Source organism: Mesorhizobium sp. B2-3-5, assembly GCF_006442395.1.
GTDB lineage: Bacteria > Pseudomonadota > Alphaproteobacteria > Rhizobiales > Rhizobiaceae > Mesorhizobium.
Genome location: NZ_VFVX01000003.1, coordinates 112,438 through 137,730, shown reverse-complemented (window position 1 = coordinate 137,730; position 25,293 = coordinate 112,438). Strand labels below are relative to the sequence as shown.

29 protein-coding genes are annotated in these 25,293 nt (G+C 64.0%); 13 read left to right on the top strand and 16 right to left on the bottom strand.

Features of this window, described 5'->3' with window-relative positions; translation table 11 throughout:
- Positions 1-25: 25 nt before the first annotated feature.
- The 5 genes from FJ958_RS05305 to FJ958_RS05285 form a co-directional block, all read right to left on the bottom strand.
- Positions 26-352: a chorismate mutase gene (locus tag FJ958_RS05305; protein WP_140740345.1), complete on the bottom strand. Its 327-nt coding sequence runs from the start codon at positions 350-352 to the stop codon at positions 26-28.
- 10 nt (positions 353-362) lie between these two features.
- On the bottom strand, positions 363-1,955 hold the full coding sequence (ffh, locus tag FJ958_RS05300) for a signal recognition particle protein (RefSeq protein ID WP_140740342.1): 1,593 nt from the start codon (positions 1,953-1,955) through the stop codon (positions 363-365).
- Between the two features lie 326 nt (positions 1,956-2,281).
- Complete coding sequence (locus FJ958_RS05295; RefSeq protein ID WP_140740339.1) at positions 2,282-3,241, bottom strand: type II CAAX endopeptidase family protein; 960 nt, start codon at positions 3,239-3,241, stop codon at positions 2,282-2,284.
- A 179-nt stretch (positions 3,242-3,420) separates the two neighbouring features.
- Entirely contained in the window at positions 3,421-4,026 is a 606-nt protein-coding gene (locus FJ958_RS05290; RefSeq protein WP_140740336.1) for a DUF1236 domain-containing protein, read from the bottom strand.
- Positions 4,027-4,089: 63 nt separating this feature from the next.
- A complete protein-coding gene (locus FJ958_RS05285; protein ID WP_140740333.1) occupies positions 4,090-5,187 on the bottom strand; it encodes a putative zinc-binding metallopeptidase in 1,098 nt (365 codons plus the stop codon).
- A gap of 248 nt (positions 5,188-5,435) precedes the next feature.
- On the opposite strand from FJ958_RS05285, the gene FJ958_RS05280 reads away from it, so the two are divergent.
- Positions 5,436-6,233, top strand: coding sequence for a lytic transglycosylase domain-containing protein (locus FJ958_RS05280; protein WP_140740330.1), 798 nt, complete (start codon positions 5,436-5,438; stop codon positions 6,231-6,233).
- 107 nt (positions 6,234-6,340) lie between these two features.
- Here the strand turns inward: FJ958_RS05280 and FJ958_RS05275 are convergent, their stop codons facing one another.
- A complete protein-coding gene (locus tag FJ958_RS05275) occupies positions 6,341-7,564 on the bottom strand; it encodes an argininosuccinate synthase (protein ID WP_140740327.1) in 1,224 nt (407 codons plus the stop codon).
- 306 nt (positions 7,565-7,870) lie between these two features.
- Here FJ958_RS05275 and FJ958_RS05270 point away from each other — a divergent pair, with 306 nt between their 5' ends.
- The 9 genes from FJ958_RS05270 to FJ958_RS05230 all read left to right on the top strand — a co-directional run bounded on the left by FJ958_RS05270 (position 7,871) and on the right by FJ958_RS05230 (position 16,621).
- Complete coding sequence (locus FJ958_RS05270; protein WP_140740325.1) at positions 7,871-9,928, top strand: bifunctional diguanylate cyclase/phosphodiesterase; 2,058 nt, start codon at positions 7,871-7,873, stop codon at positions 9,926-9,928.
- Positions 9,929-10,335: 407 nt separating this feature from the next.
- The gene (locus tag FJ958_RS05265) at positions 10,336-11,142 is read left to right on the top strand and encodes an amino acid ABC transporter permease (protein WP_246679493.1); all 807 of its coding nucleotides are present in this window, start codon (positions 10,336-10,338) and stop codon (positions 11,140-11,142) included.
- Entirely contained in the window at positions 11,139-11,903 is a 765-nt protein-coding gene (locus FJ958_RS05260) for an amino acid ABC transporter ATP-binding protein (protein WP_140740319.1), read from the top strand. The genes FJ958_RS05265 and FJ958_RS05260 overlap by 4 nt, the downstream gene beginning before the upstream one ends.
- Before the next feature lie 38 nt (positions 11,904-11,941).
- Entirely contained in the window at positions 11,942-12,805 is an 864-nt protein-coding gene (locus tag FJ958_RS05255; protein WP_181176288.1) for an ABC transporter substrate-binding protein, read from the top strand.
- A 7-nt stretch (positions 12,806-12,812) separates the two neighbouring features.
- Positions 12,813-13,640 (top strand): GntR family transcriptional regulator, encoded by an 828-nt coding sequence (locus FJ958_RS05250; protein ID WP_140740313.1) that lies wholly within the window; start codon positions 12,813-12,815, stop codon positions 13,638-13,640.
- Positions 13,637-14,377, top strand: coding sequence for a BtpA/SgcQ family protein (locus FJ958_RS05245; protein WP_140740310.1), 741 nt, complete (start codon positions 13,637-13,639; stop codon positions 14,375-14,377). Before FJ958_RS05250 ends, FJ958_RS05245 begins: the two co-directional genes overlap by 4 nt.
- Before the next feature lie 14 nt (positions 14,378-14,391).
- Positions 14,392-14,889: an ureidoglycolate lyase gene (locus FJ958_RS05240; RefSeq protein ID WP_181176287.1), complete on the top strand. Its 498-nt coding sequence runs from the start codon at positions 14,392-14,394 to the stop codon at positions 14,887-14,889.
- The gene (locus FJ958_RS05235; RefSeq protein WP_140740304.1) at positions 14,886-15,851 is read left to right on the top strand and encodes a carbohydrate kinase family protein; all 966 of its coding nucleotides are present in this window, start codon (positions 14,886-14,888) and stop codon (positions 15,849-15,851) included. Before FJ958_RS05240 ends, FJ958_RS05235 begins: the two co-directional genes overlap by 4 nt.
- 128 nt (positions 15,852-15,979) lie before the next feature.
- Entirely contained in the window at positions 15,980-16,621 is a 642-nt protein-coding gene (locus FJ958_RS05230) for a LysE family translocator (protein ID WP_140740301.1), read from the top strand.
- Between the two features lie 73 nt (positions 16,622-16,694).
- Here FJ958_RS05230 and FJ958_RS05225 read toward each other — a convergent pair whose 3' ends face one another.
- From FJ958_RS05225 to FJ958_RS31505, 4 genes are read right to left on the bottom strand one after another with little or no spacing between them, the layout of a single operon-like run.
- Complete coding sequence (locus FJ958_RS05225) at positions 16,695-17,156, bottom strand: hypothetical protein (protein WP_140740298.1); 462 nt, start codon at positions 17,154-17,156, stop codon at positions 16,695-16,697.
- Complete coding sequence (locus FJ958_RS05220) at positions 17,153-17,602, bottom strand: hypothetical protein (RefSeq protein WP_140740295.1); 450 nt, start codon at positions 17,600-17,602, stop codon at positions 17,153-17,155. The genes FJ958_RS05225 and FJ958_RS05220 overlap by 4 nt, the downstream gene beginning before the upstream one ends.
- On the bottom strand, positions 17,599-18,834 hold the full coding sequence (gene rlmN / locus FJ958_RS05215) for a 23S rRNA (adenine(2503)-C(2))-methyltransferase RlmN (RefSeq protein WP_140740292.1): 1,236 nt from the start codon (positions 18,832-18,834) through the stop codon (positions 17,599-17,601). The genes FJ958_RS05220 and rlmN overlap by 4 nt, the downstream gene beginning before the upstream one ends.
- Positions 18,831-18,983, bottom strand: a complete 153-nt coding sequence (locus tag FJ958_RS31505) for a hypothetical protein (protein WP_181176286.1) — start codon at positions 18,981-18,983, stop codon at positions 18,831-18,833. Before FJ958_RS31505 ends, rlmN begins: the two co-directional genes overlap by 4 nt.
- Before the next feature lie 106 nt (positions 18,984-19,089).
- Between FJ958_RS31505 and FJ958_RS05210 the strand changes: the two genes are divergently transcribed.
- Complete coding sequence (locus FJ958_RS05210; protein ID WP_140740289.1) at positions 19,090-19,389, top strand: hypothetical protein; 300 nt, start codon at positions 19,090-19,092, stop codon at positions 19,387-19,389.
- A gap of 156 nt (positions 19,390-19,545) precedes the next feature.
- Here FJ958_RS05210 and FJ958_RS05205 read toward each other — a convergent pair whose 3' ends face one another.
- From FJ958_RS05205 to FJ958_RS05195, 3 genes are all read right to left on the bottom strand, one after another.
- Positions 19,546-20,403 (bottom strand): sigma-70 family RNA polymerase sigma factor, encoded by an 858-nt coding sequence (locus tag FJ958_RS05205; RefSeq protein WP_140740286.1) that lies wholly within the window; start codon positions 20,401-20,403, stop codon positions 19,546-19,548.
- 183 nt (positions 20,404-20,586) lie between these two features.
- Entirely contained in the window at positions 20,587-20,901 is a 315-nt protein-coding gene (locus FJ958_RS05200) for an EthD family reductase (RefSeq protein ID WP_140740283.1), read from the bottom strand.
- Positions 20,902-20,955: 54 nt separating this feature from the next.
- The gene (locus FJ958_RS05195) at positions 20,956-21,261 is read right to left on the bottom strand and encodes an antibiotic biosynthesis monooxygenase family protein (protein ID WP_140740280.1); all 306 of its coding nucleotides are present in this window, start codon (positions 21,259-21,261) and stop codon (positions 20,956-20,958) included.
- A 284-nt stretch (positions 21,262-21,545) separates the two neighbouring features.
- On the opposite strand from FJ958_RS05195, the gene FJ958_RS05190 reads away from it, so the two are divergent.
- Positions 21,546-22,898: a chloride channel protein gene (locus tag FJ958_RS05190; RefSeq protein WP_140740277.1), complete on the top strand. Its 1,353-nt coding sequence runs from the start codon at positions 21,546-21,548 to the stop codon at positions 22,896-22,898.
- A gap of 66 nt (positions 22,899-22,964) precedes the next feature.
- Here the strand turns inward: FJ958_RS05190 and FJ958_RS05185 are convergent, their stop codons facing one another.
- Positions 22,965-23,468: an invasion associated locus B family protein gene (locus FJ958_RS05185; RefSeq protein WP_140740274.1), complete on the bottom strand. Its 504-nt coding sequence runs from the start codon at positions 23,466-23,468 to the stop codon at positions 22,965-22,967.
- Positions 23,469-23,834: 366 nt separating this feature from the next.
- On the opposite strand from FJ958_RS05185, the gene FJ958_RS05180 reads away from it, so the two are divergent.
- Positions 23,835-24,449, top strand: coding sequence for an isoprenylcysteine carboxylmethyltransferase family protein (locus FJ958_RS05180; protein ID WP_140740271.1), 615 nt, complete (start codon positions 23,835-23,837; stop codon positions 24,447-24,449).
- A gap of 45 nt (positions 24,450-24,494) precedes the next feature.
- On the opposite strand, the gene FJ958_RS05175 is transcribed toward FJ958_RS05180, so the two are convergent.
- Both FJ958_RS05175 and FJ958_RS05170 read right to left on the bottom strand, forming a co-directional pair.
- Positions 24,495-24,857 (bottom strand): YkvA family protein, encoded by a 363-nt coding sequence (locus tag FJ958_RS05175; RefSeq protein ID WP_140740269.1) that lies wholly within the window; start codon positions 24,855-24,857, stop codon positions 24,495-24,497.
- A 136-nt stretch (positions 24,858-24,993) separates the two neighbouring features.
- Complete coding sequence (locus tag FJ958_RS05170; RefSeq protein ID WP_140740266.1) at positions 24,994-25,290, bottom strand: 4a-hydroxytetrahydrobiopterin dehydratase; 297 nt, start codon at positions 25,288-25,290, stop codon at positions 24,994-24,996.
- Positions 25,291-25,293: the final 3 nt, after the last annotated feature.

Genomic DNA, 25,293 nt, shown 5'->3' with positions numbered 1-25,293 from the left:
ATTTCGTTGATGTGTTGGGTTGATCTCAACCCGTTTTCGTCACGCCGTTGGCAGCGGCGATCTGTTCGTGGTGCCGGATCACTTCGCGGACGACGAAGTTGAGGAATTTCTCGGCGAAGTCCGGATCGAGATGCGAGTCCTTGGCCAGCTGGCGAAGACGGGCTATCTGCTGCTGCTCGCGTGCCGGATCGGCCGGCGGCAGGCCATGCTCCGCCTTCAGGACGCCGACCGCCTTGGTGCAGCGGAAGCGCTCGGCCAGCATATGGATGAGCGCGGCATCGATATTGTCGATCGAAGCGCGGTAGCCGGCCAGGACAATGCGGGCGTCCGCCATGTCTTTTTCCTCGTTCACAGCGCGCCCCTCACTTCTTCTTGCCAAGGCCGGGCAGCCCGCCGCCACCCAGGCCCGGCAGCTTCATGCCACCAGGCAGGCCGGGCAGGCCACCGCCGGGGAGGCCGCCGGGCAAGCCCTTCATGCCGCCGAGACCGGCGGCCTGCGCCTGCTTCTGCAACGCTTCGAGCTGCTTGGGATCCATCTTCGACAGGTCGGGCATGCCGCCCATTCCACCGGGCATCATGCCGCCCCCCAAACCACCAAGTCCCATCTTGGAGGCGAGACCGCCCATCATGCCGCGCATCAGGCCGCCGCCTTTGCCCTTGCCGCCCATCGCCTTCATCATGTCGGCCATGCCGCGATGCATCTTCAGGAGCTTGTTGATCTCTGCCGCGTCGGTGCCGGAGCCGGCGGCGATGCGCTTCTTGCGCGAGTGCTTGAGAATGTCGGGGTTGGCGCGCTCGGCCTTGGTCATCGAGGAGATGATGGCGAGCTGGCGGCCGAACATCTTGTCGTCGAGGCCGGCGGCGGCCATCTGGTCCTTCATCTTGCCCATGCCGGGCATCATGCCCATGATGCCGCCCATGCCGCCCATCTTCGACATCTGCTGAAGCTGCTGGGCCAGGTCGTTCAGGTCGAACTTGCCCGACTGCATCTTCCTGGCCATCGCCGCCGCTTGTTCGGCATCGATGTTCTCGGCGGCCTTCTCGACGAGGCTGACGATATCGCCCATGCCCAGGATGCGGTCGGCGATGCGCTTGGGGTGGAATTCCTCCAGCCCGTCCATCTTCTCGCCGGTGCCGATCAGCTTGATCGGCTTGCCGGTGACGGCGCGCATCGAAAGGGCCGCACCGCCACGGCCGTCGCCGTCCATGCGGGTCAGCACGAGGCCGGTGATGCCGACGCGCTCGTCGAAGCTCTTCGCCAGGTTGACGGCGTCCTGGCCGGTCAGCGAGTCCGCGACCAGCAGGATCTCGTGCGGGTTCGACACCTTCTTGATGTCGGCCATCTCGACCATCAGCGGCTCGTCGATATGGGTGCGGCCGGCGGTGTCGAGAATGACGACGTCATGGCCGCCGAGCTTGGCCGCCTGCACGGCGCGCCTGGCGATGTCGACCGGGCTCTGCCCGGCAATGATCGGCAGCGTCGCCACCTTGGTCTGCTCGCCGAGCTGGCGCAGCTGCTCCTGCGCGGCGGGACGCCGCGTGTCGAGCGAGGCCATCAGGACCTTCTTGTTCTGACGCTCGGTCAGCCGCTTGGCGATCTTGGCCGAAGTGGTCGTCTTGCCGGAGCCCTGCAGGCCGACCATCATGACGACGACGGGCGCCGGCGCATTGAGATCGATGGCGACGCCTTCGGCGCCGAGCATGTCGACCAGTTCGTCATGGACGATCTTGACGACCATCTGGCCGGGCTTGATCGACTTCAGCACCGCGGCGCCGACGGCCTTCTCGCGCACCTTGTCGGTGAAGGAACGCACCACTTCCAGCGCGACGTCGGCCTCGAGCAGCGCACGGCGCACCTCGCGAAGTGCCGCCGAGACATCGGCCTCCGACAGCGCGCCGCGGCCGGTCAGGCCGTTCAGGATGGAGCCAAGGCGCTCCTGCAGCGATTCAAACATTCTTTGTCCTTTTCCCTGACACCCGGATGGTGCCCGAGAGGTAATGCGTCCGCGCCCCGTCTCCAAGCAAAACCCAGTCCAAGCAAAAGCAAAAGCCCAAAACCAAAAAGCACCCGGGGGCGCACAGCGCTGCCGGGTGTTGGCCTCCAGGATCTGTTTACAGCACTTGGCCTCCTAAGAGGTTTCGGCGTCCTGGTCGGCTTGCTCGGAGGGATACTCGTCGCGGAATTCGAGGCGTGTAGACAGGAAATCGGCGCAAGAGTCAAGACAAGGGCCGGGCAGCAAGGCGTATGGCGGCCCTGCGAGATGATTTTCATCTGCCCGTGTCAGCTGGCTGGCTCGGCTGTGTCAGCAGCAACCCTGAGCAGAGAGCGGGGATGAAGCAGCAGCACAATCGTCAGCAGGCTGCAGACGATGCCGATCATGGCGATGAGAACCGCGTCCGTCGTTGTCCAGCCCGGCCCTTCGAGCGGCGTGGCGGTGAACAGGGCGAAGGAATTGTAGCTTTCCTGATGCGAGATCAGCAGGAAGCCGGTCAGATTGTTGCCGAGATGGGCGCCAAGCGCGGCACCCAGATTGCCGGTGGCATAGACCACGAGCGTCAGCAGCAGCGCGAAAGCGGCGATCGAGGCCAGTACGCAGGCGTTGATGGCGGCGGATGAATTCGTGCTCCAGTGCAGCGCGGTGAACAGCAGGCCGGGCAGCAGCGCCCAGATGAACGGGCTTCTGAAGCGGTAGGCCAGACCGCGCAGCAGGTAGCCGCGAAACAGCACCTCTTCCGACGATGTCTGCAGCAAGGTGAGCGCGACGATCGGGATCAGGAACAGCAACCAGGACGACAGGCTAATCGTGCCGCGCGCGATCCCGGGATCCAGGAGGTAGAGCAGGATTTCGGATATAAGCGAGGTGATCAGCACCGCGACCAGCCCTTTGAGGAAATCCGGCCGGCAAACACGCCGGCTGTTGCCAAGAAGTGCCGACAAGGGTTCGCCATGGACCCAGCGCATCGCGATCCACAGGCCGATCCAGATTCCGGCGAAGGAGCCAAGCGCGCCGAGGATGCCGATGGGCGAGGCGAGGAAACCCTGCATCCCGCCGGCAGGCGCGGCCCCGCCCTTCGAAGCCTGCCAGGTGAACAAGGCATAGGTCCCGCCAACCAACACGATCGCGGTTGATATCACCCAGAACAGGACGACGATCCCTGTCCCGAAAAACAGTCGCCACAAGGTGGTTTTGTGGTTTGGCGAATGCCGGTAACGTTCGAAGGCGGCAGGGTCAGATATCACGACGGTTCCTTTGCCGAATCCATCACCTGCTGATCTAGCCGATGGGCCTGAAGACCGGAATCGATTTCGCAAAGGAGCGGCGCGCGCCTGCACTTCCCATCCAGGCGCGCGCCAGAAACATCGACTGGCCCTGCATGCTCGAGCGGCGGTGTTGTCGCGGCCGCTTGAGAAAGCCTATGTCAACGCATCACGTACATGATGCGCCGTGTCTGCGGGTCGATCAGCGCCTGCTGACCGTTCACATAGACATAGCGATATTTATAGTCCGGGATCGTGCGCAGCTCGACGGTGTCGGGCAAAGTCGCGCCAGTCACCACCTCGCCGTCGAGATAGACCGGGTCGACGCGGTGGGTATCGACGTAAGTCCGGATTTCAGCCGGAGGCGCGGGAAAGTCGCCCACGACCGGATCGCTGGAGATGATCGCGCCGGTATAATCATTCGAGTAGTTGCCGATGTCTTCCGGCGGCGAGACGATCGCGACGCTGGAACCGTGCGGCCGCTGCGTCAGCACCACCCGGCTGCCGCCGAAATCGGCCGTCACATAGTCGGAATAGACCCAGCCCTGGCCGCCCGCTTCGGCAATGGTGCACCATTTGCTGTTCTCGATGCAGCCATTGAGCGTTGCCGACTGGCCAGCGGCGAGCACGCCGATGACTGGATATTGCGGGCCGGGGCCGGCGCGCACATTGAGATCGGTGACGGCCGAGACGGCTGTGTCGGCAAGCGCGGCACCCGACATCACGGCCAACATGCCGGCGACCGCGGGAAACAACAGGGATTTCATGGGTTCTCTCCGTTTTCATGGTCCCTCGGCGGTGAAAACGGCGCAGCGGCGCATGCGTTCCGGCTAAAGCGCCGTTGCCAACTCACGATTTGTTCCCGCGTCTTTCGGCAAACCGGTCAGAAGGTCGTGAACGAAGGCCAGTTTTCGAGCCGTGACGTCCGAAATGACGAAGGGGTAGAGATCCGGCAGACCCATGCAGCGGTTGATCGAATTGGAGGCTTCCGACAGCACCAGCCAGCGGGCGAGGATCTTGTCGAAAGGCTCGGGTCTGTTCGCAGGCTCGGAAGGGGCTGCCTGCAGCCGGCCGCCGGTGTCGCCCCGCGGCAAGTCGTTGGCCTCCACCGTCTCCAGCCGCCCAAGCGGGAAGTTCAGCGCATGGACCATCTCCAGCGTGTCGGTGATGTGCAGATGGTGGGCCCATGTCTCGGCCCAGTCCTCCCACGGATGCGAGGTCGCATAGGCCGAGATGTGATCTTGCTGCCAGTCGGGCGCGGCACCATTGGCGTAGTAAGTCTTCAGCGCCTGTTCGTAGTCGGCGCGCTCGTCGCCGAACAGGGCGCGGAAGGCTTCCAGCCTTCGCGGATCGTCGCGGATCAGGCGGTCCCAGTAGTAATGGCCGAGTTCGTGCCGGAAATGGCCGAGCAGCGTGCGGTAGTTCTCGCCCATCTCGACACGGCGCTTCTCGCGCTCGGCCGAATCCGCCTCGGCGACGTTGAGCGTGATCAGGCCATTGTCGTGGCCGGTCAGGATGCGTTCGCCGCCGGGGCCGCAGCCGATCGGATCGGCAAGGAAGTCGAAAGCCAGGCCCACCTCCTCGGCGGGCGCATGCTTGGGCGCGACCGGCAGGCCGAAGGCGAGCAGCGAATAGACGGCACGCTTCTTCGCCGCCTCGACCCGGATCCAGCGGCGGCGGTTGCCGTCGACGGAGAGATCGGGGATCAACTGGTTCAGCGCGCAGGCACGGCAGAAAACCCGCCCCGGCTCGGCCATCCAGTTGCAGGCGCATTCATCGGCATTGGTGCATTGGATGATGCCGTCGACGCCGGACAGGACAAAGCGCGCCTGTTCGGGGTCGTAGAGCACGCGGCTGGAGCAGTTCAGACACCGGGCGTTCTCGAAGTACAGGCGGTGGCCGCATTGCGGGCAGTCGAAGAGTTTCATCTCGGTCTCGGCGTGCGGGGAGGTGTCGCTTCGAAAACGCGGGCCTTCATGCGTCGTTCCCTACGGTGACGCCAATCAGCAACACGGCAGGTGGATCAGCCAGGTCTCGGCCGCGTTCGCCACAATAAATACTTGATCGTAGGCAAATTCCCCGGCATTCGCCAGCACGGCGCCGCGGACGGTGACAAATGTGCGTTTCGCTGGCAAATTCGCAACTGGGACGTGAATCAGGCAACCAGGAGAACAGCATGGCATTTCTTGCCAAAAGTAGGATTTTAGCGGCCGCGGTGGTGGCTGTGCTTGGGCTTGCGACGACCGCGCAGGCGGCGCCAAGCTGTGGCAAGAGCGGCGCCGGCTTCGATGCCTGGAAACAGGATTTTGCCGCGGAGGCCAAGGCCGAAGGTGTAGGTTCGAGGGGTCTGGCGGCTCTTGCTGGCGCGACCTACGCGACAAGGACGATCGCCGCCGACCGCGCCATCCATAAGGCTTTCAGCGGTTCGGTGGATGATTTCATGAAGCGCCGTGGCGGGGCGGCGATCATTTCCAAGGGCCGTGCGCTGAAGAAGTCGAACGCGGCGTTGTTCGACCAGATCGAGCAGAACTATGGCGTATCGCCGGGTGTGCTGCTCGCCATCTGGGGCATGGAGACCGGCTTCGGTGCCTCCATGGGCAACCAGAACACGATCTCGGCCATTTTGACGCTGACCTATGATTGCCGCCGTCCGGACTATTTTCACCCGCATGCCATTGCGGCCTTGAAGCTGGTTGATCGCGGAACGTTGACCGCCTCGTCGGTCGGCGCCATGCATGGCGAGATCGGCCACACACAGTTCCTGCCCGGGAATGTCCTGAAATATGGCGTGGGGAGCGGAAACCTGCGCGACAAGGCCACTGCGTTGGCCTCCACCGCCAACTTCCTCAAGGGGCATGGCTGGCAGGCTGGCGCGAGCGCGCAGGCAAATATGGGCGCCATTGCCGGCTGGAATTCCGCGAGCGTCTACCAGCAGGCCATCGCCCGCATCGCGACCGCGATCGACGCCGACTGACCCGATCTTCGTCCAGCAGCAGGAGCCCGGCCATGTGCCGGGCTTTTGTTTGGTCGTAAGGAAAGCCGACGCCAGCGTCGGCTTTCTATTCTCGTCGAGCCCGGATATCAGCCGTTGCGATTGCGCGCGGCGAGCGTGCGCAGCCTCAGCGCGTTGAGGCGGATGAAGCCGGCGGCGTCCTTCTGGTCGTAGGCGCCGCGGTCGTCCTCGAAGGTGACCAGCGCATCCGAATAGAGCGTCTTTTTCGACTTGCGGCCGGTGACCATGACGTTGCCCTTGTAGAGCTTCAGCCGCACCGTGCCTTCGACATCTTCCTGGCTCTTGTCGATCATCGCCTGCAGCATGACGCGTTCGGGCGAGAACCAGAAGCCGTTGTAGATGAGTTCCGCGTAGCGCGGCATGAACTCGTCCTTGAGATGCGCGGCACCGCGGTCGAGTGTGATCGATTCGATGGCGCGGTGGGCCGCGATCAGTATGGTGCCGCCGGGCGTCTCGTAGACGCCGCGCGACTTCATGCCGACGAAGCGGTTCTCGACGAGGTCGAGGCGGCCGATGCCGTTGTCGCGACCGAGGTCATTGAGCGCCGCCAGCATGGTTGCCGGTGACAGCTTCTTGCCGTTGAGCGCGATCGGATCGCCCTTCAGGAACTCGATCTCGATCTCGGTGACGACGTCCGGCGCATCCATCGGCGAAACGGTGCGCTGGTGGACGAATTCCGGCGGTTCGCTCCACGGGTCTTCCAGCACCTTGCCCTCGGAAGAGGAATGCAGAAGATTGGCGTCGACCGAGAACGGCGCGTCGCCCTTCTTGTCTTTCGGCACGGGAATCTGGTGCTGTTCAGCGAAGTTGATCAAATCGGTGCGCGACTTGAACGACCAGTCGCGCCAGGGTGCGATGACCTTGATGTCGGGGTTGAGCGCGTAAGCCGAAAGCTCGAAACGGACCTGGTCGTTGCCCTTGCCGGTGGCGCCGTGCGCGATTGCGTCGGCGCCGGTTTCCCTGGCGATCTCGACCAGATGCTTGGAAATCAGCGGCCGGGCGATGGAGGTTCCGAGCAGATAGGTGCCTTCATAGACGGCGTTGGCGCGGAACATCGGGAAGACGAAGTCGGACACGAATTCCTCGCGCACGTCGACGACGCGGATATCCTTGATGCCCATCATTTCGGCCTTGCGGCGCGCCGGCTCCAATTCGCCGCCCTGACCGAGATCGGCGGTGAAGGTGACGACTTCGGCGCCAAGTTCGGTCTGCAGCCATTTCAGGATGATGGAGGTGTCGAGGCCGCCGGAATAGGCGAGCACGACTTTCTTGACGTCTTTGGCCTTGGACATTTCTGCTCCGTCGATGGCGGACGCCCTGACCGGGCATCACGGATGGTCGGAGCGCCTTTTAGCAGGAACGGCAAAGCGAGCAAGCAGGCGCGGCGCCAGACTGCTGATCCAGCGTGTAGCTGGGTGCTGAACACCGGCCAGGGAAACAACTTGCCGCAATCAAAGGCTGCATTTAGCTGTCGCATTTAATCAAGTTTTCATGCCCCGTCGCTAAAAGACCCGACGGAGCTGCGCCGGCCCACAGGACCGTGCCGGGGCAGCCTCGCTCGCTTCGTCGCGGGTATCCTCGGACTTGGGCCATCCTTGATGCGCGTTATATCCTGTATCATCACGGAGCATAATCTGTGGCTCGTTCTGCTGGCGGCGCTGATGTGCGTCACCGGATGCTGGGTGACGATCGGTCTGCTGGACCGCGCCAGGAAAACCGTTGGTGTGCAGATGCGGGGCTGGCTGTTCCTGGCCGCGGTCGCGGCCGGCTCCTCGGTCTGGTGTACGCATTTCATCGCCATGCTGGCCTACCAGCCCGGTGCGCCGATCACCTTCGATCCGGCGCTCACCATGATATCCCTGGTCATCGCCATGGTCGGAACCGGGACGGGCTTCGGCCTTGCTCTGGACAAAGGCCGCGGCCTGGCGCCGGAATGGGGCGGATGCCTTGTCGGATTGGCGATCTCAGCCATGCATTATACCGGCATGATGGCCTATCACGTGGCCGGCATCGTCGAGTGGGACGCCCGCTATGTCGTCGCGTCGCTGCTGATCTCGATGGTGTTTTCCGCCGCCGCGATCGGCCAGGCGGTGCGCCGGCCGTACCGCTGGTCGCACTATCTCGGCATCGGGCTGCTGGTGCTGGCGATCGTCGGCCTGCATTTCACGGCAATGGCCGCGGTGGTGGTGACGCCGCTCTCCTTCATCACCACGGGCACCAATCCCGATATCCTGGAAGCGATGGCCGTCGCGGTCGCCGTTGTCGGCCTGATCGTCGCCGCCACCGGCTTCGCCAGCTATCTGATCGACGAGCGCGGCCGGCTCGAGAGCTTCGAGCGGCTCCAGCATCTCGCCCTCAACGACGCGCTTACCGGTCTTGCCAACCGCGTCTCCTTCAACGACCGCCTCGACCATGAGATCAAACGTGCGCGCGAGGATCAGGATGCGATGACAGCCGTCATCGTCATCGATCTCGACCGTTTCAAAGAAATCAACGACCTCAGGGGACACGCGGCCGGCGACCAGGCGCTCAAGATCATCGCCCGCAGGCTGGCGAAACTTGTCGGCGACGGCGAGTTCGTCGCCCGGCTCGGCGGCGACGAATTTGCCGCCATCAAGCGCTTCAAGGACCAGAAGGATCTTATCGGCCTGGTCTCGCGGTTGGAAAAATCGTTGTTCGAGCCCGTGCGGCTCGACGATTTCGAGACCGTCACCGGCGCCAGCATCGGCGTTGCCGTCTATCCGCGTGACGGCGCCGACCGGGAGAGGCTGGTCAGCAATGCGGACCTGGCCATGTACCGGGCCAAGAACGACGTGACGCGGGCCGTCTGCTTCTATGAATCGGCCATGGACGAGACCGCGCGGGCGCGCCGCGCGCTGGCCAACGACCTTCGCCAGGCGATCGAACGCGGCGAGCTGTCGCTGCACTATCAGGTGCAGAGCTCGGTCGCGACCGGCGCCACCTGTGGCTACGAGGCGCTGCTGCGCTGGACCCACCCCGTGCACGGCATGATCCCGCCGGCCGAGTTCATCCCGATCGCCGAGGAGAATGGCTCAATCCTGGCGATCGGCGAATGGGTGCTGCGCACCGCTTGCCGCCAGGCGGCGTCCTGGGACAATGGCCACAAGATCGCGGTCAACCTGTCGCCGGCACAGTTCGCCCACGCCGACCTCGCCAAGCTCACACACCAGATCCTGGTCGAGACCGGGCTGTCGCCGAAGCGCCTCGAACTCGAACTGACGGAATCGACGATCGTCGCCGACAAGGTTCGCACGCTGCACGTGCTGCGCCAGATCAAGGCGCTGGGCGTGACGATCGCGATCGACGATTTCGGCACGGGCTATTCCTCGCTCGACACGCTGCGCTCGTTCCCTTTCGACAAGATCAAGCTCGACCGTTCGTTCATGGCCGATGTCGAGCGCAGCCCGCAGGCCAAGGCGATCATCCGCGCCGTGCTGACACTGGGGCGCAGCCTCGACATTCCAGTGCTCGCCGAGGGCGTCGAGACCCATGTCCAGCTCAGCATCCTGCAAGTCGAGGGTTGCAACGAGGCGCAGGGCTATTTCCTCGGCCGGCCCAAACCAATCGACCAGATCGTGCTGACCGGCGCGGCGGTCCCCAGGCTTGCCGAGATCGATCGGCCGGCTGCCGCTTAGCGCCAGCCTCCGGTCCGGCGCGGCTTGGCGCATCCTGCACCGGCATGCGGTCCAGCGGCTCACCGTTTTTGCGGACCGCTGGATTCCTTTTTTGACGCGCACCTGGCTTGAACAATGCGGGCGCGCCCCGGACTCAGGCGACGCGCCTTCAGGTCTGCGATCTCAAAACACTGCTCGTCCGAAGTCGACGCCATGCTGGCGACGCATCAGTCGCGCCTTCGCGCCTTGATAGCCGCTTGACAGCCGGCAATGCCGCCACTACGAAGTTGTAGACCTAACCAGACATTTAAAGAATGAACACGCCAAAACCCTCCCAATGGTTGCAAGTCTCGGACCTGCCAGGCCCCGAGGCCCCGAGACGCCAGTTGGCCCACCCTGGCCGCTGGATCAGCGGCGCGATCGGGCTCTTGATCCTGGCGCTGCTGGTGCGCGCTTTCGCGATGGGGCAGATCCGGTGGGATGTGGTCGGGCAATTCCTCACCGCCCGCGTCATTATCGTCGGGTTTGGCTGGACGTTGTTGATCTCCGCCTGCGCATTGGCCCTGGGCGTCCTGCTTGGATTGGGATTCGGCATCATGCGCACGGCGGCCAACCCGACGCTGAGGTTCGCCGCCTGGCTTTATGTCTGGATCTTTCGCGGCACGCCGGTGCTCCTGCAGCTCCTGATCTGGTTCAACATCGGGCTGGTCTTTCCGCGTCTTTACATTCCGGGCCTGGTTGACGAGCGGATGGTTGACGTGGTGACCCCTTTTGTTGCCGCCGTCCTGGGGCTTGGCGTCAATGAAGGGTCCTACCTCACGGAAGTCGTGCGCGGCGGCATCGGGTCCGTGGACCGCGGCCAGATCGAGGCGGCCAACACGCTGGGCATGACCCCTGGCCAGACGATGCGGCGGATCGTCCTGCCGCAGACCCTGCGGCTGATCCTGCCGGTCCTGGGCAACAGCGCCGTCGGCATGCTCAAGTTTTCATCGCTCGCCGCGACCATTGCCATGGGCGAAATGCTGAACGCCGCGCAGCGGATCTACTTCATCAACGGCGCCGTCATCGAACTGCTTTTCGTCTGCTCGATCTGGTACCTGGCCGGAACCACGCTTTTGTCGATCGGTCAGTTCTATCTGGAACGCCATTTCGGCCAAAGCGCCGCCAGTGCTGGGAGCCGCCGGCAATGGTTCAAAACGCGGTCGCGACAGGCGATTGCTTCGGGTGAAGCATGAGTCTCGCGGTCAAGGCGGTCGGCATCCGCAAGCGGTTCGGCACCCATGAGGTGCTCAAGGGGCTCGACCTGGACGTCAGCTATGGCGAGGTGGTCTGCATCCTCGGCCCGTCCGGCAGCGGCAAAAGCACGTTCCTGCGCTGCATCAACCACCTCGAGGTCCCGAATGCGGGCTATGTCTGGATAGACGGCTCGATCGTGGGCTACGAACTGCGCGCCGGCGTACTGCACGAGCTGCCGGTCCGCCGCCTGCGCGCCCAGCAACGCCAGCTGGGGATGGTGTTCCAGCACTTCAATCTCTTTGCCCACCGCACCGTGCTGGGCAATGTCATCGAGGGGCCCATGGTCGTGCGTGGCCTGCGCCGTGCCGAGGCGGAGGCATGCGCCATGGAACTCCTGCATCAGGTCGGCATGGCCGACCGGGCGTCGAGCTATCCCTCGCAGCTTTCGGGCGGGCAGAAGCAGCGCGTCGCCATCGCCCGTGCGCTGGCGATGGAGCCCCGGGTGATGCTGTTCGACGAACCGACCAGCGCGCTCGACCCCGAACTGGTGGGCGAAGTGCTGGAGGTGATGCGCGGCCTCGCCAGAGGCGGCACCACCATGATTGTCGTCACACACGAGATCGGCTTTGCCCGCGAGGTCGCCGACCGCGTTCTGGTGATGATCGATGGCGAGATTCGGGAAATGGGAAAACCCGAACAGGTTCTGAGCAACCCCGGTGATCCGCGGGTCAGAACATTCCTCAGCCGCGTGCTGTCCTGAGACAGGGCGCGCAAATTCTCACAATGGGAGAACTAAAAATGACACGACCGTTTTCGCTGGTTCAGCACTTTGCCTCTGTTGCCCTTCTAGGCTTGGCTGTGTGCAGCCCGGCCCGGGCCGCGACCGATGAAGCCGCGGCGGCCAAGCTGCCAGATGCCGTGCGCAGCGCCGGCAAGCTCAATGTCACCATCAGCCTTGCCTACCCGCCGATGGAATATAGCGATGCCGGCTCAAGCGACCTCAAGGGCTTCGACATCGATCTGGCAAAGGCCATCGCCGATCGGCTTGGCCTGAAGGCCGATTTCCAGAACGTCGAATTCCCGCAGCTCATTCCACAGGTCGTCACGGGACGTTCGGACCTGATCATGACGGCATTCTCCGACAAGGTCCAACGCCAGACGCAGCTGGATTTCATCGATTATTTCAAGACCGGCAATGTCTTTTATACCGCTGTCGACCTGAAGGACCAGATCAAGACCGAGGCCGATCTTTGCGGCAAGACCATCGCGGTCGCAACCGGCACCAGCTGGGTTACCTGGGCCGAGGAGCTGAGCAAGAGCACCTGTGCGGCCGACAGCCAGATGAACGTCATCCAGATACCAACGCAGGCCGAACACATCATGCAGATCCGCCAGGGGCGCGCACAGGCCTCGATCATCGGGCTGGAAGGACTGCTCGACCTGATGAAGCAGGAACCTGGCAAGTTCTATCAGATCGGCGCCGTCGGCGAGATCAACCACTATGGCATCGCGCTTGCCAAGCCGAATACGCAATTGCGCGAGGCTATCCTTGCGGCCCTCAACACCATGAAGGCAGATGGTACCTATGCCGGGATTCTGGACCGCTATGGCCTGAAAGAGGCCGGCGTCGAGGACTTCACCATAAACGGTGCAAAGAAGTAGAGGAACCATGCCGCGATCTGATCCGCACGATCCCTCCGCCGCCGATCCTTCCGTCGAGACAGGCCGCCCTGAAGTCGACCTGTCGCGGCTGCGGCTCGACACATATTCGGGGGAACAGCTCTACCGTCAGCTGTATCGAATGTTGCGGGCCGCAATCCTGAGCGGGGATATCGCCGAGGGGGAAGCCATCCCATCGGAAAACCAGCTGCGCGATCAGTTCGGCATAGCGCGAACCACCGTCCGCAACGCGATGTCGCTGCTGGTGTCGGAGGGATTGGTGCGGCAGATCCGTGGCCGTGGAACGATCGTTTCTCACCGCCCGGTCAGCCACAGCATCTGGAACTTCGGCAGCTTCACCGAGCTGGCTCGCCGGCAAGGCCAGCGTCCGGTCACACGCACGCTGGAGCATCAGGTCAGGGATGGCGAATTGCATCTGGTCCGGGCGCGCGGCCTCGCCAATGGCGAGGCCGTCACCTGGCTGAACGTGGACAAGTCGTGGTTGAGCCTTGAACTCTATCCCGGCATCGAAAGCTATGATTTCGCGGCGCAGTCGCTCTACGACGTGCTGCGCCGCGACTATGGCAGGCATCCGATGCGCTCGGAGCTTCTGCTGACGGTCGTGCCGCCATCGGAGCAGCTGAAAGAGGTGTTCGCAACGGCTCCGGACGTGCCGGGCTACCTCTGCGCCAGCGGCGACGTGCTGGATGGCAACGACCGGTTGGTCGAACGAACTTCGATCGTCTACTCGCCCGCCGTCCAGATGAAATTCGCGACGCGCTGGGGACGCAACATGGCGCAGCTCCCCACCGAGCAAAGTGCAGGAGAACATAGATGAGCCGCTTCGGCGAAACCTTCACGACCCCCAAGCCGATTTTGGCAATGCTGCATCTTGCCGGCGAAGGGCATCAGGCCAAGCTTGCGCAGGCCGAGGAAGAGGCGCGCATCCTGACCGGTGAGGGCGTGGATGGGCTGGTGATCGAAAACTACTTCGGCGACGCGGACGATGTCGAGCGCGCGCTTGACCGCATCTGCGGACTGGGCCTGGGTGCCAGGATCGGCGTCAACGTGCTGCGCGACGATGCGTCGGCCTTTGCACTGGCTGGCCGCTATCCCGTGGATTTCATCCAGATCGATTCGGTTGCGGGCCATCTGCCGCCGCAAGCCGATGCGCCCTTCGCGGCGGAACTGGCGGCACGCAGGGCCGCCGTTCCGGTGCTGCTGCTCGGCGGGGTGCGTTTCAAATACAAGCCTGTCCTTTCCGGCCGGCCGGAGGCCGACGATGTCCGGATCGGTGCCGCCCGTTGTGACGCGCTGGTCGTGACCTCGAACGCAACCGGCGAGCCGACGGAGCTGAGCAAGGTGGCGAGATTCCGTGCCGCGACCGGCGGAACGGTGCCTCTCCTAATTGGCGCCGGGATGACGGAGGCCAATGCCGCCGAACAATTGGTGGTCGCCGATGGCGCGATTGTGGGAAGCTGGCTGAAGCGCGATCACCGGGATACCGGCGCGATGGAAGCCGACCATGTCGCGCGCTTCATGCGGGCCGTACGTTCCCTGCGGGCCGCGGCATGACGCGGGATCATATCGTGGCACGCCCCGCGACCGCCGAGGCGTTCGCGCGCTTCGGCACCGTCTATGACCTCGTCGGCGGCAGCGACCGGAAGGTCGTCTGGACGCTTGGCGACGGCTGGCAGGACGGTTTCACCGACAAGCCGCTGATCGGCGGCAGCGGCCATCTCGGCATGACTCGCGGCGGAGCCGCTCCCTGGCATTGCACGGAAATGGAACGGCACCCCGGCACGGAAGAGGCCATCTTCTGCGCGGATCAACCGATCGTCCTGGCGGTAGCTCCGGCTTCCGCCATGGCGGCGCCCCGCCGCGACGAGATCGAGGCATTCGTGATTTCACCCGGCCAGGCGGTGGTGATGGATCGAGGTGTCTGGCACGATGCCTGCCGGGGCCTGACACGCCCGACGCCCTATTTCTGGATGGCGGTCTGCGGACTTGGCGCCAGCCCCTGGATTCCGGTCGAGGGCGGGGCGCTTCTGGTCCGAGCGGACGGCAACCAGGGAACGCTTGCATGACCGCCTTCTTCATCGGCGATCTGGCGCTTGACGAATACTACACCGCCGACCGCTGGCCGGGCCGCGCCGACAAGGGCATGGTCACCGAGATGCCGGCCGAAGCCGGCGGTTCGATCGCCAACGCCGCCGTCGTCCATGCGGCCCTCGGCGGGGCAACCGAGTTCATATCGCTGCTGAACGACAGCCCGCTGTCGCGGCGCCTGATCGCCGATTTGCGCGCCAATAATGTCGGCGTGGCGCATATGCTGACCGATCCGGCCATTCCAGAATCGCGCAACCTGATCTTCCTGGTCGACGGCGAACACATCGTGCTGACTGTGGAAATGGGCCAGCAACCGATGTGGCTGCCAGCGGCGACACTGGCGGCGCTGCGTGCACCGGGCTTTCTCTATACGACGCTCTACCGCGCTCGCCGGCTGCATTGCCGGATCGGCGGCGAGGTGCTTGCGCAGGCAAGATTGCTGGCTGATCTGCGCGAGCATGGGCGCCGCATGATTTTCGACCTGGATGTCGGCGGCTGCAGCGCGGAGGATCTGCCCTATCTGTCCGGGGCCGAGGCCGTCATCTTCAACCAGGTGGGCTTTCGCACCGCCTTCGGGCATGACGATCTGTCGCTCATTGGCGACTGGATGCGGGCGGCAAGGATCTCATGGGTGGTTCGTACCCTGGCAAGCGATGGAGCCGAGGCGAGCAATGGCGAGGCGATTCTTCGCATGCGGGGCTATCCGGTCGAGGTGGTCGACGTGACCGGTGCCGGTGACACTTTCGGCGGAACCTTGACCTGGTGCCTGTCGCGCGGGCAGGCCTTCGCCGAGGCACTCGATTTTGCCGTGGCGGCGGCCTCCCGCTCGGTCACCATCCATGGGCCGAGGGGTGGCAAGGCCAGGCTTGAACAGGTTTGCGCGTGGCGCGACGCAGCTCGCCCTGCTGTGTCTGGCGCCATGGCCGCGCATCCTGTATAGGCACACGCATTCCCAGAGCGGTCCATCGTTTCACGGACGGCGAGCCGTTCTGTCTCCTCTCCTTGTCTGACGCAATTCCGCCCGGAAAGCCGTTTCGCACTTTTCCCGGGACTGCTCTGGGGCCTTGCATGTCCTTCATTCCCGACACCACCACGCTGATCCAGTTCGCCATCGCCACCGTGATCCTGGCGATCACGCCCGGGCCGGACATGACCTTGTTCGTGTCGCGCACGCTGAGCCAGGGGCGCGCCACCGGCTTCGCCTCGATGGCGGGCGCGCTGTGCGGCACGCTGATCCACACCACACTGGTGGTGGTCGGCGTCTCGGCGCTGATCGTCGCCTCGCCGATGGCGTTCTTCGCGCTGAAGATCTTCGGCGCCGGCTATCTCGTCTTTCTCGCCTGGCAGGCGATCGCCAAGGGCTCGGCGTTTTCGCCGGAGAAGAAGACAGGGCCGCAAATCTCGCTGCTGCGCAGTTGGGCGGCGGGGCTCGGCGTCAATCTGCTCAACCCGAAGATCATCCTGTTCTTCATGACCTTCCTGCCGCAGTTCGTCTCCGCGCATGACCCGAACGCGCCGGGAAAGCTGTTTTTCCTCGGCGCCATGTTCATCGTGCTGTCGATTCCGGTAACGGCGCCGATGGTGCTGGCGGCGGAAAAGTTCTCGGCGGCGATGAAGGCCAGCCCGCGCGTCACACGGGTGGTCGACTATCTTTTCGCTGGCGTCTTCTCGGCCTTCGCTCTCAAGATCCTGACCGCCCAGGCGAAGTAGAGGCCTCCCGTTTGGCCAGGATCTCAAGCGAAAACCGGTTTCCGCTTTTCGCTGGCGCGATCCTTCGGCGGGATCATGGCCTGGCTTCGTCCCCCAGCCACCAGCTTCCGGCCCAGCGCCCGGCGCTGAGCCAATAGAAGATGCCGCCGACCATGCCGCCGCCGATCACCGCCATGATCGGGTTGGTGCCGGTGACCGCGAAGGTGGTGTCGCCGGCCTGATCGACAAGGCCGAGGAAGACGGCCGCGACCACCGCGCCCGACAGTGCATAGAACAGCCAGTCGCGCCGGCCGAGGATTTCGGCAACCAGGATGACGATCACCGCCGGCATGAAGGCAAAGTAGGCGACGAACAAGGCGACGAAGGGAATTGAGAAATACAGCGAAGCCGTCGCTGTCGGGTGCGTGTGGTCCGGCGTATAGCCGTGCGACGCCAGGAACAGGATGTTGAGGAAGGCGCTCGCCGCCAGCGAGGCGACGGCGTAGCCGAACAGAATGATGGCAAAGCGGACGATGTAGGCGACGAGACGGTTCATCGCGGACTCCGCGGCATGAGGTGACCGGACTTGCGTCCAGCCACAAGCCAATAGACCGAACCGGCGGCGGTGCCGGCCGTGGCCAGGAATCCGAGAAAGCCCGGATTGAAGACAAACCCACCGGCCGAGCCCGGGATAAAAACGCCAAACGCGATGGACGTGATCGCTCCCGTGGCCGCGAAGTAGAACCATCCTCGCAGGCAGAGCCGCTCGGCGAGGAAGATCGCGGGCCCAACGATCAGCAGCGCGCAGACCGCCACGGTCAACACGGCAAGCGGGAAGGAACCCAGCCAGTCGAACGCGAAGACCATGGACCAGTTGTCATCCTCGATCCCTGCCAGAAGCGCGATCAGCAGCACGGGCACCAGAATCGAGGTCAGCACGGCGGCGACATAACCGACCGCTATCATGGCGATGCACTTGAGCCCGGCGACGAGACGGCTCACGCCTCGCCGTGCCCCGCGATCATCATGGCTTCCAGCGCCAGCCGGTCGACCTTGCGCATGCGCTCGGATTCCGACTTCAGCTGGCCACAGGCGGCCAGGATGTCGCGGCCGCGCGGCGTACGGATCGGCGAGGCATAGCCGGCATTGTTGATGTAGTCGGCGAACTTCTCGATCGTTTCCCAGTCCGAGCACTGGTAATTGGTGCCCGGCCACGGGTTGAACGGGATCAGGTTGATCTTGGCCGGGATGCCCTTGAGCAGCTTGACCAACGCCTTGGCATCCTCGAGCGAATCGTTGACGTCCTTCAGCATCACATATTCGAAGGTGATGCGCTTGGCGTTCGACAGGCCGGGGTAGGCGCGGCAGGCGGCGATCAGTTCCTTGAGCGGATACTTCTTGTTGATCGGCACCAGGAGGTCGCGCAGATCGTCATTGGTGGCGTGCAGCGAGATCGCCAGCATGACGCCGATTTCCTCGCCGGTGCGGAAGATTTCCGGCACGACGCCGGAGGTCGACAGCGTGATGCGGCGCTTGGACAGCGACAGGCCGTCGCCGTCGGAGGCGATCAGCAGCGCCTTCTTCACCGCCTCGAAATTATAGAGCGGCTCGCCCATGCCCATCATGACGACGTTGGACACCTTGCGGCCCTCGGCCGGCACGATGGCGCCATCGGGCGTGTCGCGGTCGGGAAAATCGCCGAGCCGGTCGCGCGCGGTGAGCAACTGGGCGAGGATTTCTTCCGCCGTCAGGTTGCGCACCAGCTTCTGCGTGCCGGTATGGCAGAACGAGCAGGTGAGCGTACAGCCGACCTGCGAGGAGATGCAAAGCGTGCCGCGGCCTTCCTCGGGAATGTAGACGGTCTCGATCTCGACCGGCCGGCCGGCGCCGCGCGGCGGGAAGCGGAACAGCCACTTTCGCGTGCCGTCGGAAGAGATCTGTTCCTCTACGACCTCTGGCCGGGCGATGGTGAAGTGCCGGTCCAGTTCGGCGCGCAAATCCTTGGAGATGTTGAACATGCCGGCGAAGTCGGAAACGCCGCGCACATACATCCAGTGCCAGAGCTGCTGGGCGCGCATTCTTGCCTGGCGTTCCGGCACCGCACCGGACGCAACGAGAGTCTCCGCCAGCTCGGCGCGCGTCAGGCCGATCAGCGACGGCTTTTCGGAGGGCATGGCGCGGGCGCGCAACGCGTCACGGGCACCGTCGGCGGTGAGGTCAAGCGAAAGGGTCATGGTTGCACTGATATAAGCGGTTTGCGGCCGATTTCATCCATCGTGCCGGACATCAAGCGCGGCGCATAGCACAGGTTGAGCGCGGAGTCATGCGCGGGCGAAGCGACCGGCTCGTCATGCGGAACCGCCAAGGTCTTCTCCACCGCCATCGCCGCCAGCGCTCCGGTCACATGTTCGTGTTGAGGTAACAGCAGGCCCCGCGGCCGCGAAGGCTGAAAGGGGCAACTGTGCTCCAGAAAAATGGGAGTTCGTGGAATGCACTCGATCAAGCTTGTTTTTATTGCCAGCCTTATCGGCCTGTCCGCCTCGCAGGCTTTTGCCGAAGACGCCATGGGCACGATGACGATGATGAAGGCCGGACAAGTGACGGCGATCATGCCGGACGGCCACATGGGCACCATGACGCCGGACGCAAAGATGAGCGGCGAAATGATGAAGATGGCGAAGCCTATCAAGCATTGCATGATGATGATGACCGACGCCAAAGGCAAAGCCTACATGGTCGATACGTCGACCAAGAAGGCACAGGCCGAATGTGAGAAGATGGCCATGTAGTCGTGCCACCGCCCCGCCGGCGAGAGCCGGCGGGGTCCGTCGCCAGCTTCTCGTGGCTTTGGCTCGAGCAAGCACGCGACGACCGCTCAGACGCGCGGCAGCGATCTCACCTCACAGGCTCAATCGGCCCCGTGTGTACCATGTGACCATGGCCTCTTAGCCGAGCTGAACCCAGTCCGTGGCCTCCAGCACATAGGTAGCGAACAGGAAATCCCGGATCCCGATGATCCTGTTTTCCGACCAGCCGACCAGGACAAAATGCGCGGGCCTGTCCATCGGGCCGGTGCTGTCGAAGACCAGCATGGCCGGTTGTCCTTCGACCGCGCCAAGGGCGAACCGCCATTTCGTCACTTCCGCATAGCGCGCGAAATAGGGAACAATCCTGTCGCGCCCTTCCAGGTGCAGCCGGTTCACAAGTTCGAGCTTCACATCGTCGGCGAGCATGGCGCGGATGGCGTCGAAATCGCCACCGCGAAACAGATCGACGAAGGCGGCGATCTTGCGCCGGTCCGTATCCGACATCAGCGGCAACCTGGTGTCCTCGGGCACCTGGGAAAGTTGGCGCAGCGCGACGCGGCCGCGCTGAAGCGCCGATTTGGCGGCTGCTGCAGAGCACTCGGCAATGCTTGCGATCTCCTCGACCGAATGCCCCAGCACATCCTTTAGGATCACCGCGCAGCGCTGAAGTTCAGGCAGCCGCAGGAAGGTCTGAAAGCTGATCGCGACGATATCCGCCTCGGGCATGGGCGCGGCCTCGACGTCTTCGGTAAGCGGAACGATGGTGTTGCGGGACCTGCCGCGCAGGAAATCCAGGCTCGCATTGTGGGCGATGCGAAACAGCCAGCCCTCGAGATTATCCACCTCGGCGCCTTGGGCTCGCGCGTGCAGGGCCTTGACGAGCGCATCCTGAAGGACATCCTCGCCAGCGATCGCCGACCCCGTCATGCGCGCGCAGTAGCGATGAAGGCGTGGCCGCAGAGCTTTCAGCCGATCCTCGAATTCTTCCGTATTCATCGATCGAGACCCACGGTGCTTCCGCGCTTTGTTCCGCCACCGACTGGACGCCGATGTCGATGAGAATTTTCGACAGGGCCGCCGGTTGTGACAGGAATGGCGAGTGGCTGCTTTCCAATATGGGTAATTGTCTTGCCGCCGATGGCGCCGTCAACCGTCGCGATGTAGCGGACAGGGGACGGGTCAAACTTCCCTGGTGTCGAAAACGAACATTTGAACGCCTGATTCATCAGGCGCATAAAGCCGCCGATCCGCCCCAGCCGCTTGCCCCTCCGGGCTTGCGAAGCCTTTTTTCATCGCGTCAAGATCGTCAAAATACACCGTCGCGATCAGGTGAACATCGGGCCGTCCGGCTATCACCGTGACAGGTCCGCTGCTGATCTCATATTTCCGGAGCCCCGGAATTTTCTTGGCCAGAGGTATGTGCGTTCCGAAATAATGCTTTTCGAACGCATCGACGTGAGCCGGCTTCCTGTAGACGACGACCATCTTGGCCATTGCGGTTCTCCTTTCGCTGATTTCGTGATGGTTGCTTGCTCGCACGTCCGGTCGTCACCGGGTCTCGCTCAACATCGTCGATCCCACGATCGAGTCCAGGCTCGCCAGCTCGATGATCTTCGGAAAATACGCTTTCATGCGCGGGTCGCCGCGCATCGCCTCTATGGCCGCGGGTGCCTCCCATTCGGAGTAGATGACGACGCCGGCACCGTCCGCCGCCGCGATCAGCCGGGTTGCCTTCCAGCCGGGGAGAGTGCGGATCACCGTGTCGATGTTCTGTTTCAGGAGCGCGATCAGCGCATCCTGCTTGCCGGGTTTGACCTTCAGCAGATTGACCAGAATAACGGATTTGTCGGACATGGCATGTCTCCTTCTGTTTCGGACGCAGCAAGGACGATCCGCGGGATGGAAACGGATCGCGACACAAAAGATTTTTTGATGGATCGTCCCGAAGCGGGCGCTTGCCGCAGTTGCAGCGCCGGTCGCAATGACCACGGTTGGATCAGCGCTTGTGCGGTCCGTCACCGACGACGCTTCGCGAGGCCCTTCCTCACGGGGAGAGGAGGAAGAATCGCTCCCTATGCAGGGCTGGCCGCGCACGTCGTGGCTGTGTTAGGTCGGAACCACCCTTCCCGAGGACAGACATGGCCGGCACATCGCGAAAATATCCCATGCTGCGGCGGTCGCGGGCGATGTTGGGGTCGCGGCGCGTGTGGCAGCCGCGCCTGGTGTTCTGGGCCGGCGCGGTGTCGATCGGCGTCATCAGCGTGCTGTTCGCGGTGCTGGCCGACAGGGCGCAGGAACTTTTCCATGTCATGACTGGCGCCGATGGTGGCTGGCGTTTCTACCTGCCGCTCGCGATCACCCCGCTGGGCTTCGTGCTGAGCGCGTGGCTCGCCTACGCTTTCTTCCCCGGCTCGCAAGGCAGCGGCATTCCGCAAGCGATCGCAGCGCGCCATTTGCGCGACGAGGAGGATCGAGGGCATCTCCTGTCGCTTCGACTGGCAGCGGGAAAGATCGCACTCACCATCGTCGGGCTGTTCTGTGGCGCTTCGATCGGCCGCGAGGGCCCGACCGTGCAGGTCGGCGCCTCGCTGATGCTGCAGGCGGCGCGTTGGGGCGGCATGGCGCAGGCGCGAGGCCTGATCCTGGCCGGCTCGGCCGCCGGCATCGCCGCCGCCTTCAACACGCCGCTGGCCGGCATCGTCTTCGCCATCGAGGAGATGGGCCGAACTTATGAATCGCGCACCAACGGGCTGGTGCTGACGGCGGTGATCCTGGCCGGCATCGCCTCGCTCGGCCTGCTTGGCAACTACACCTATTTCGGCGTGTCAAAGGACACGATCTCGTTCGCCGCCGACTGGCCGCTGGTGATCGCCTGCGGCGTCATTGGCGGCGGTTTTGGCGCGCTGTTTTCCTTGCTGGCCCTGAAGACGACGCGGCGGATCCGGCGCTGGCACACGCAGCAGCCCTTGCGGCGCGCGCTGCTGGTGGCCGCCACCTGCGGACTTGCCGTGGCGGCAATCGGCATTGCGTCGGGCGGGCTCACCTTCGGCACTGGCTACGCGCAGGCGCGCGGCGCCGTCGAGGGCACGCCGCTGCCATGGCTCTTCTTTGCCGAAAAGTTCCTGGCCGGGCTGCTGTCGATGGTTTCGGGCATTCCCGGCGGCATCTTCGCGCCTTCGCTGGCGGTCGGCGCCGGCATTGGCAGTTCGCTCGGCCTGTTGTTCGGCGCCAGCACGGGCGCGGCGGCGCTGCTCGGCATGGCAGGCTATTTCGCCGGCGTCGTGCAGGCGCCGATGACGGCCTTCGTCATCATCCTGGAGATGACCGGCAATCACGACAATGTCATCGCGCTGATGCTGGCCTCGATGCTGGGCTACGGCACGGCGCGCATGATCTCGCACGAGCCGCTCTATCACGCGCTGTCGCGGGTGTTCATTGCCGAGGCGATCCGGCGGCGGCGGGCGGAAGCCGCGCCAGCTTCCGAAGGCTGAGAGACATACACAGAAGCAAAAGGCCGAGCTTGCGGCCCGGCCTTCGGTTTCAAATGCGGCTTGTGCTTACTTGCACTTGGCGATCGACGACAGCGCCGCCGAAATACCCTTCAGCGAAAAGACATAGGAGGTGGGGTTGCCGCGGCCGGACTTCGCCGTCACCTTCATGTCGGTGCCGGTCTTCATGGCGGCGATCAGCACCGGTTCCTCGGCCGCGTTCTCGACCCAGGCCGACTTGCCGCGCGTGAACATCGAGAAGGACTTCTTGTCGATTGTGACGGTAGCCTTGGAGCCTTCCTGGAAATTGTAGCCGGCAATGAACTGCGGTTCGTAGGACACCTGCTGGCCTGGCCGCTGACTGACGAAGAAGAACATGTCGCCGTGGTCGAGCGTCGGCGGCTGCTTGTCGGTCGGCACGGTGAGCACGTAGCAGACCTTGCCGCCCGATGCCTGGTAGCTGTAGGTGCCCCAGGCATTGTGCTGGCCGATCTTGGTCGCTTGCTGCGCCGCTGCCGGCGCTGCGAAGGCCACCAGGACCAGGCTCGAAACTATAGCTATCAATCCGCGCATCGTCTTTCCCGTATTCCAAATGGTGCGGAGGCGGGCCGCCTTGCGTCCTGCCGTCGCTTCATTTTGATTTAATCTGGGTTACCAAACGGTGAATTTCCTTTGAGAAAAGGACCCACACCCCCAGGAAACCGCCGCCATCTCCGCGCCGCCGCCTTGTCAGCGGCCGGCACGGCGTCCCTTTGGCGACTTGGAGGCCACGAAAGCGGCAAGAGTTTGACTTTTCAAGCCAGGTCCGGCAGCCACCCTGACTTCCGGGACACGTGACGAATTTCCCTCCAGCCGCTAAGATGCCCGCTTTCGTTTCCGAGGCGCTCCGAGGCGCTCGGCCTGGGCGCCCTCATTGGTGGCGTATGGGAGATTTCAGTCATGGCCATATCCGGGAAGGTCCTGATCCTGGTGGGTGGCACTGTTGTCCTGTTGGTCGTGTTCGGCATTCGTGTTGCCATTCGGGCGGTGGCCGGTGGCGCCGCGGCGGCGCTGCGATCGGGTGATCGGGAGGCTGCAGGCGGATCGGGCGCGCCCGACGTGGCGGGGGTCATCGCGCTGCCACCTTTGATCTTTCTCGGCTTCCTGGCAGCGGCAGCGGTCCTCGAGGCGGTCATTCCCCTCCCGGTCCTGGCCGCGCCGTCGCCCACCCGCTATCTGGGCGGGGCCGTGCTCGCGGCGTGCGGCTTCGTCATCATCTTCATGGCGGCGGGGCGCTTTCGCGCCGCTGGCACCAATATTCCGCCGACACTGCCGACGACGGCGCTGGTCGTCGACGGCATCTATCGGCGGACCAGGAACCCATTTTATCTGGGAGCGACCCTCGTCTATTTGGGCCTGGGCGTCGCGGCGGGAAGTTTTTGGGTCATCGGGCTGGTCGTCCCCCTGCTGTGGGTGATCAATGCCGGCGTCATCGCGCGGGAAGAGCGCTATCTCGAGCGGAAATTCGGCGATGCGTATCGTGCCTACAAGGCGCGGGTGCGGCGGTGGGTTTGACCGGCCGCGGAGCAGAGCCTCGTCCACGCCTTACACCGCGCCGGTTCAGCTCCTATCGGCGATGGCATCCTTGGCGGCCTGGCGATGCGCCGGCGTGATATGGGCGCTGACGGCGGTGATCGCGGCGGTCAGCACCGCGATATCGTCGGTGAAGCCGAGCCCGAAGATGAAGTCCGGGATCAGGTCCACCGGCAGGACGAAATAGCCGAGCGCCGCCACCAATATGCCCTTGGCGCGCAGCGGCGTGTTCTTGTCCATGGCGCAGTAGTAGGCCGCGACGACGTCCTCCATAAACGGGATCTGCCGCGCGGCCTTCTTGGCCGTGCGCCAGAACTTCTCGCGCACTTCGCCTTCGCCGCCGAGCTTGTCGCCAAAGCCGAAGAAATCAAAACCGGATTCTTGCGCCATCAACATCTCCTTGCTGGCCGATGCGCTTCCTGGCGCATGTCCGCGCGGGAAGATGTGGTGAAAGCCCAACCCCCCTGCAAGATGCCGACGCCAATTTGGCTGTCTCGCCGGGATTGCGGACAGGAAGCGAAGCTGTTCAGCCGCCGGCGAAACGGTTCATCTTCTTCGCCAGCTCGACGTCCAGCGCGGTCACGCCGCCGGCATCATGGGTGTTCAAGGTCACGTCGACCGTCTTGTAGACATTCGACCAGTCCGGATGATGGTCCATCTTCTCGGCGGCCAGCGCGACGCGGGTCATGAAGGCGAATGCTTCGGAGAAATTGCCGAAGACGAAGCTGCGCTTGATCGAGGCGCCGTCAGAGGCCGGCGCCCAGCCGGCGAGCCCGGCCAGGGCTTCGGTGATGGCATCCTTGGACAGTTTTTCTCTCGTCATGTT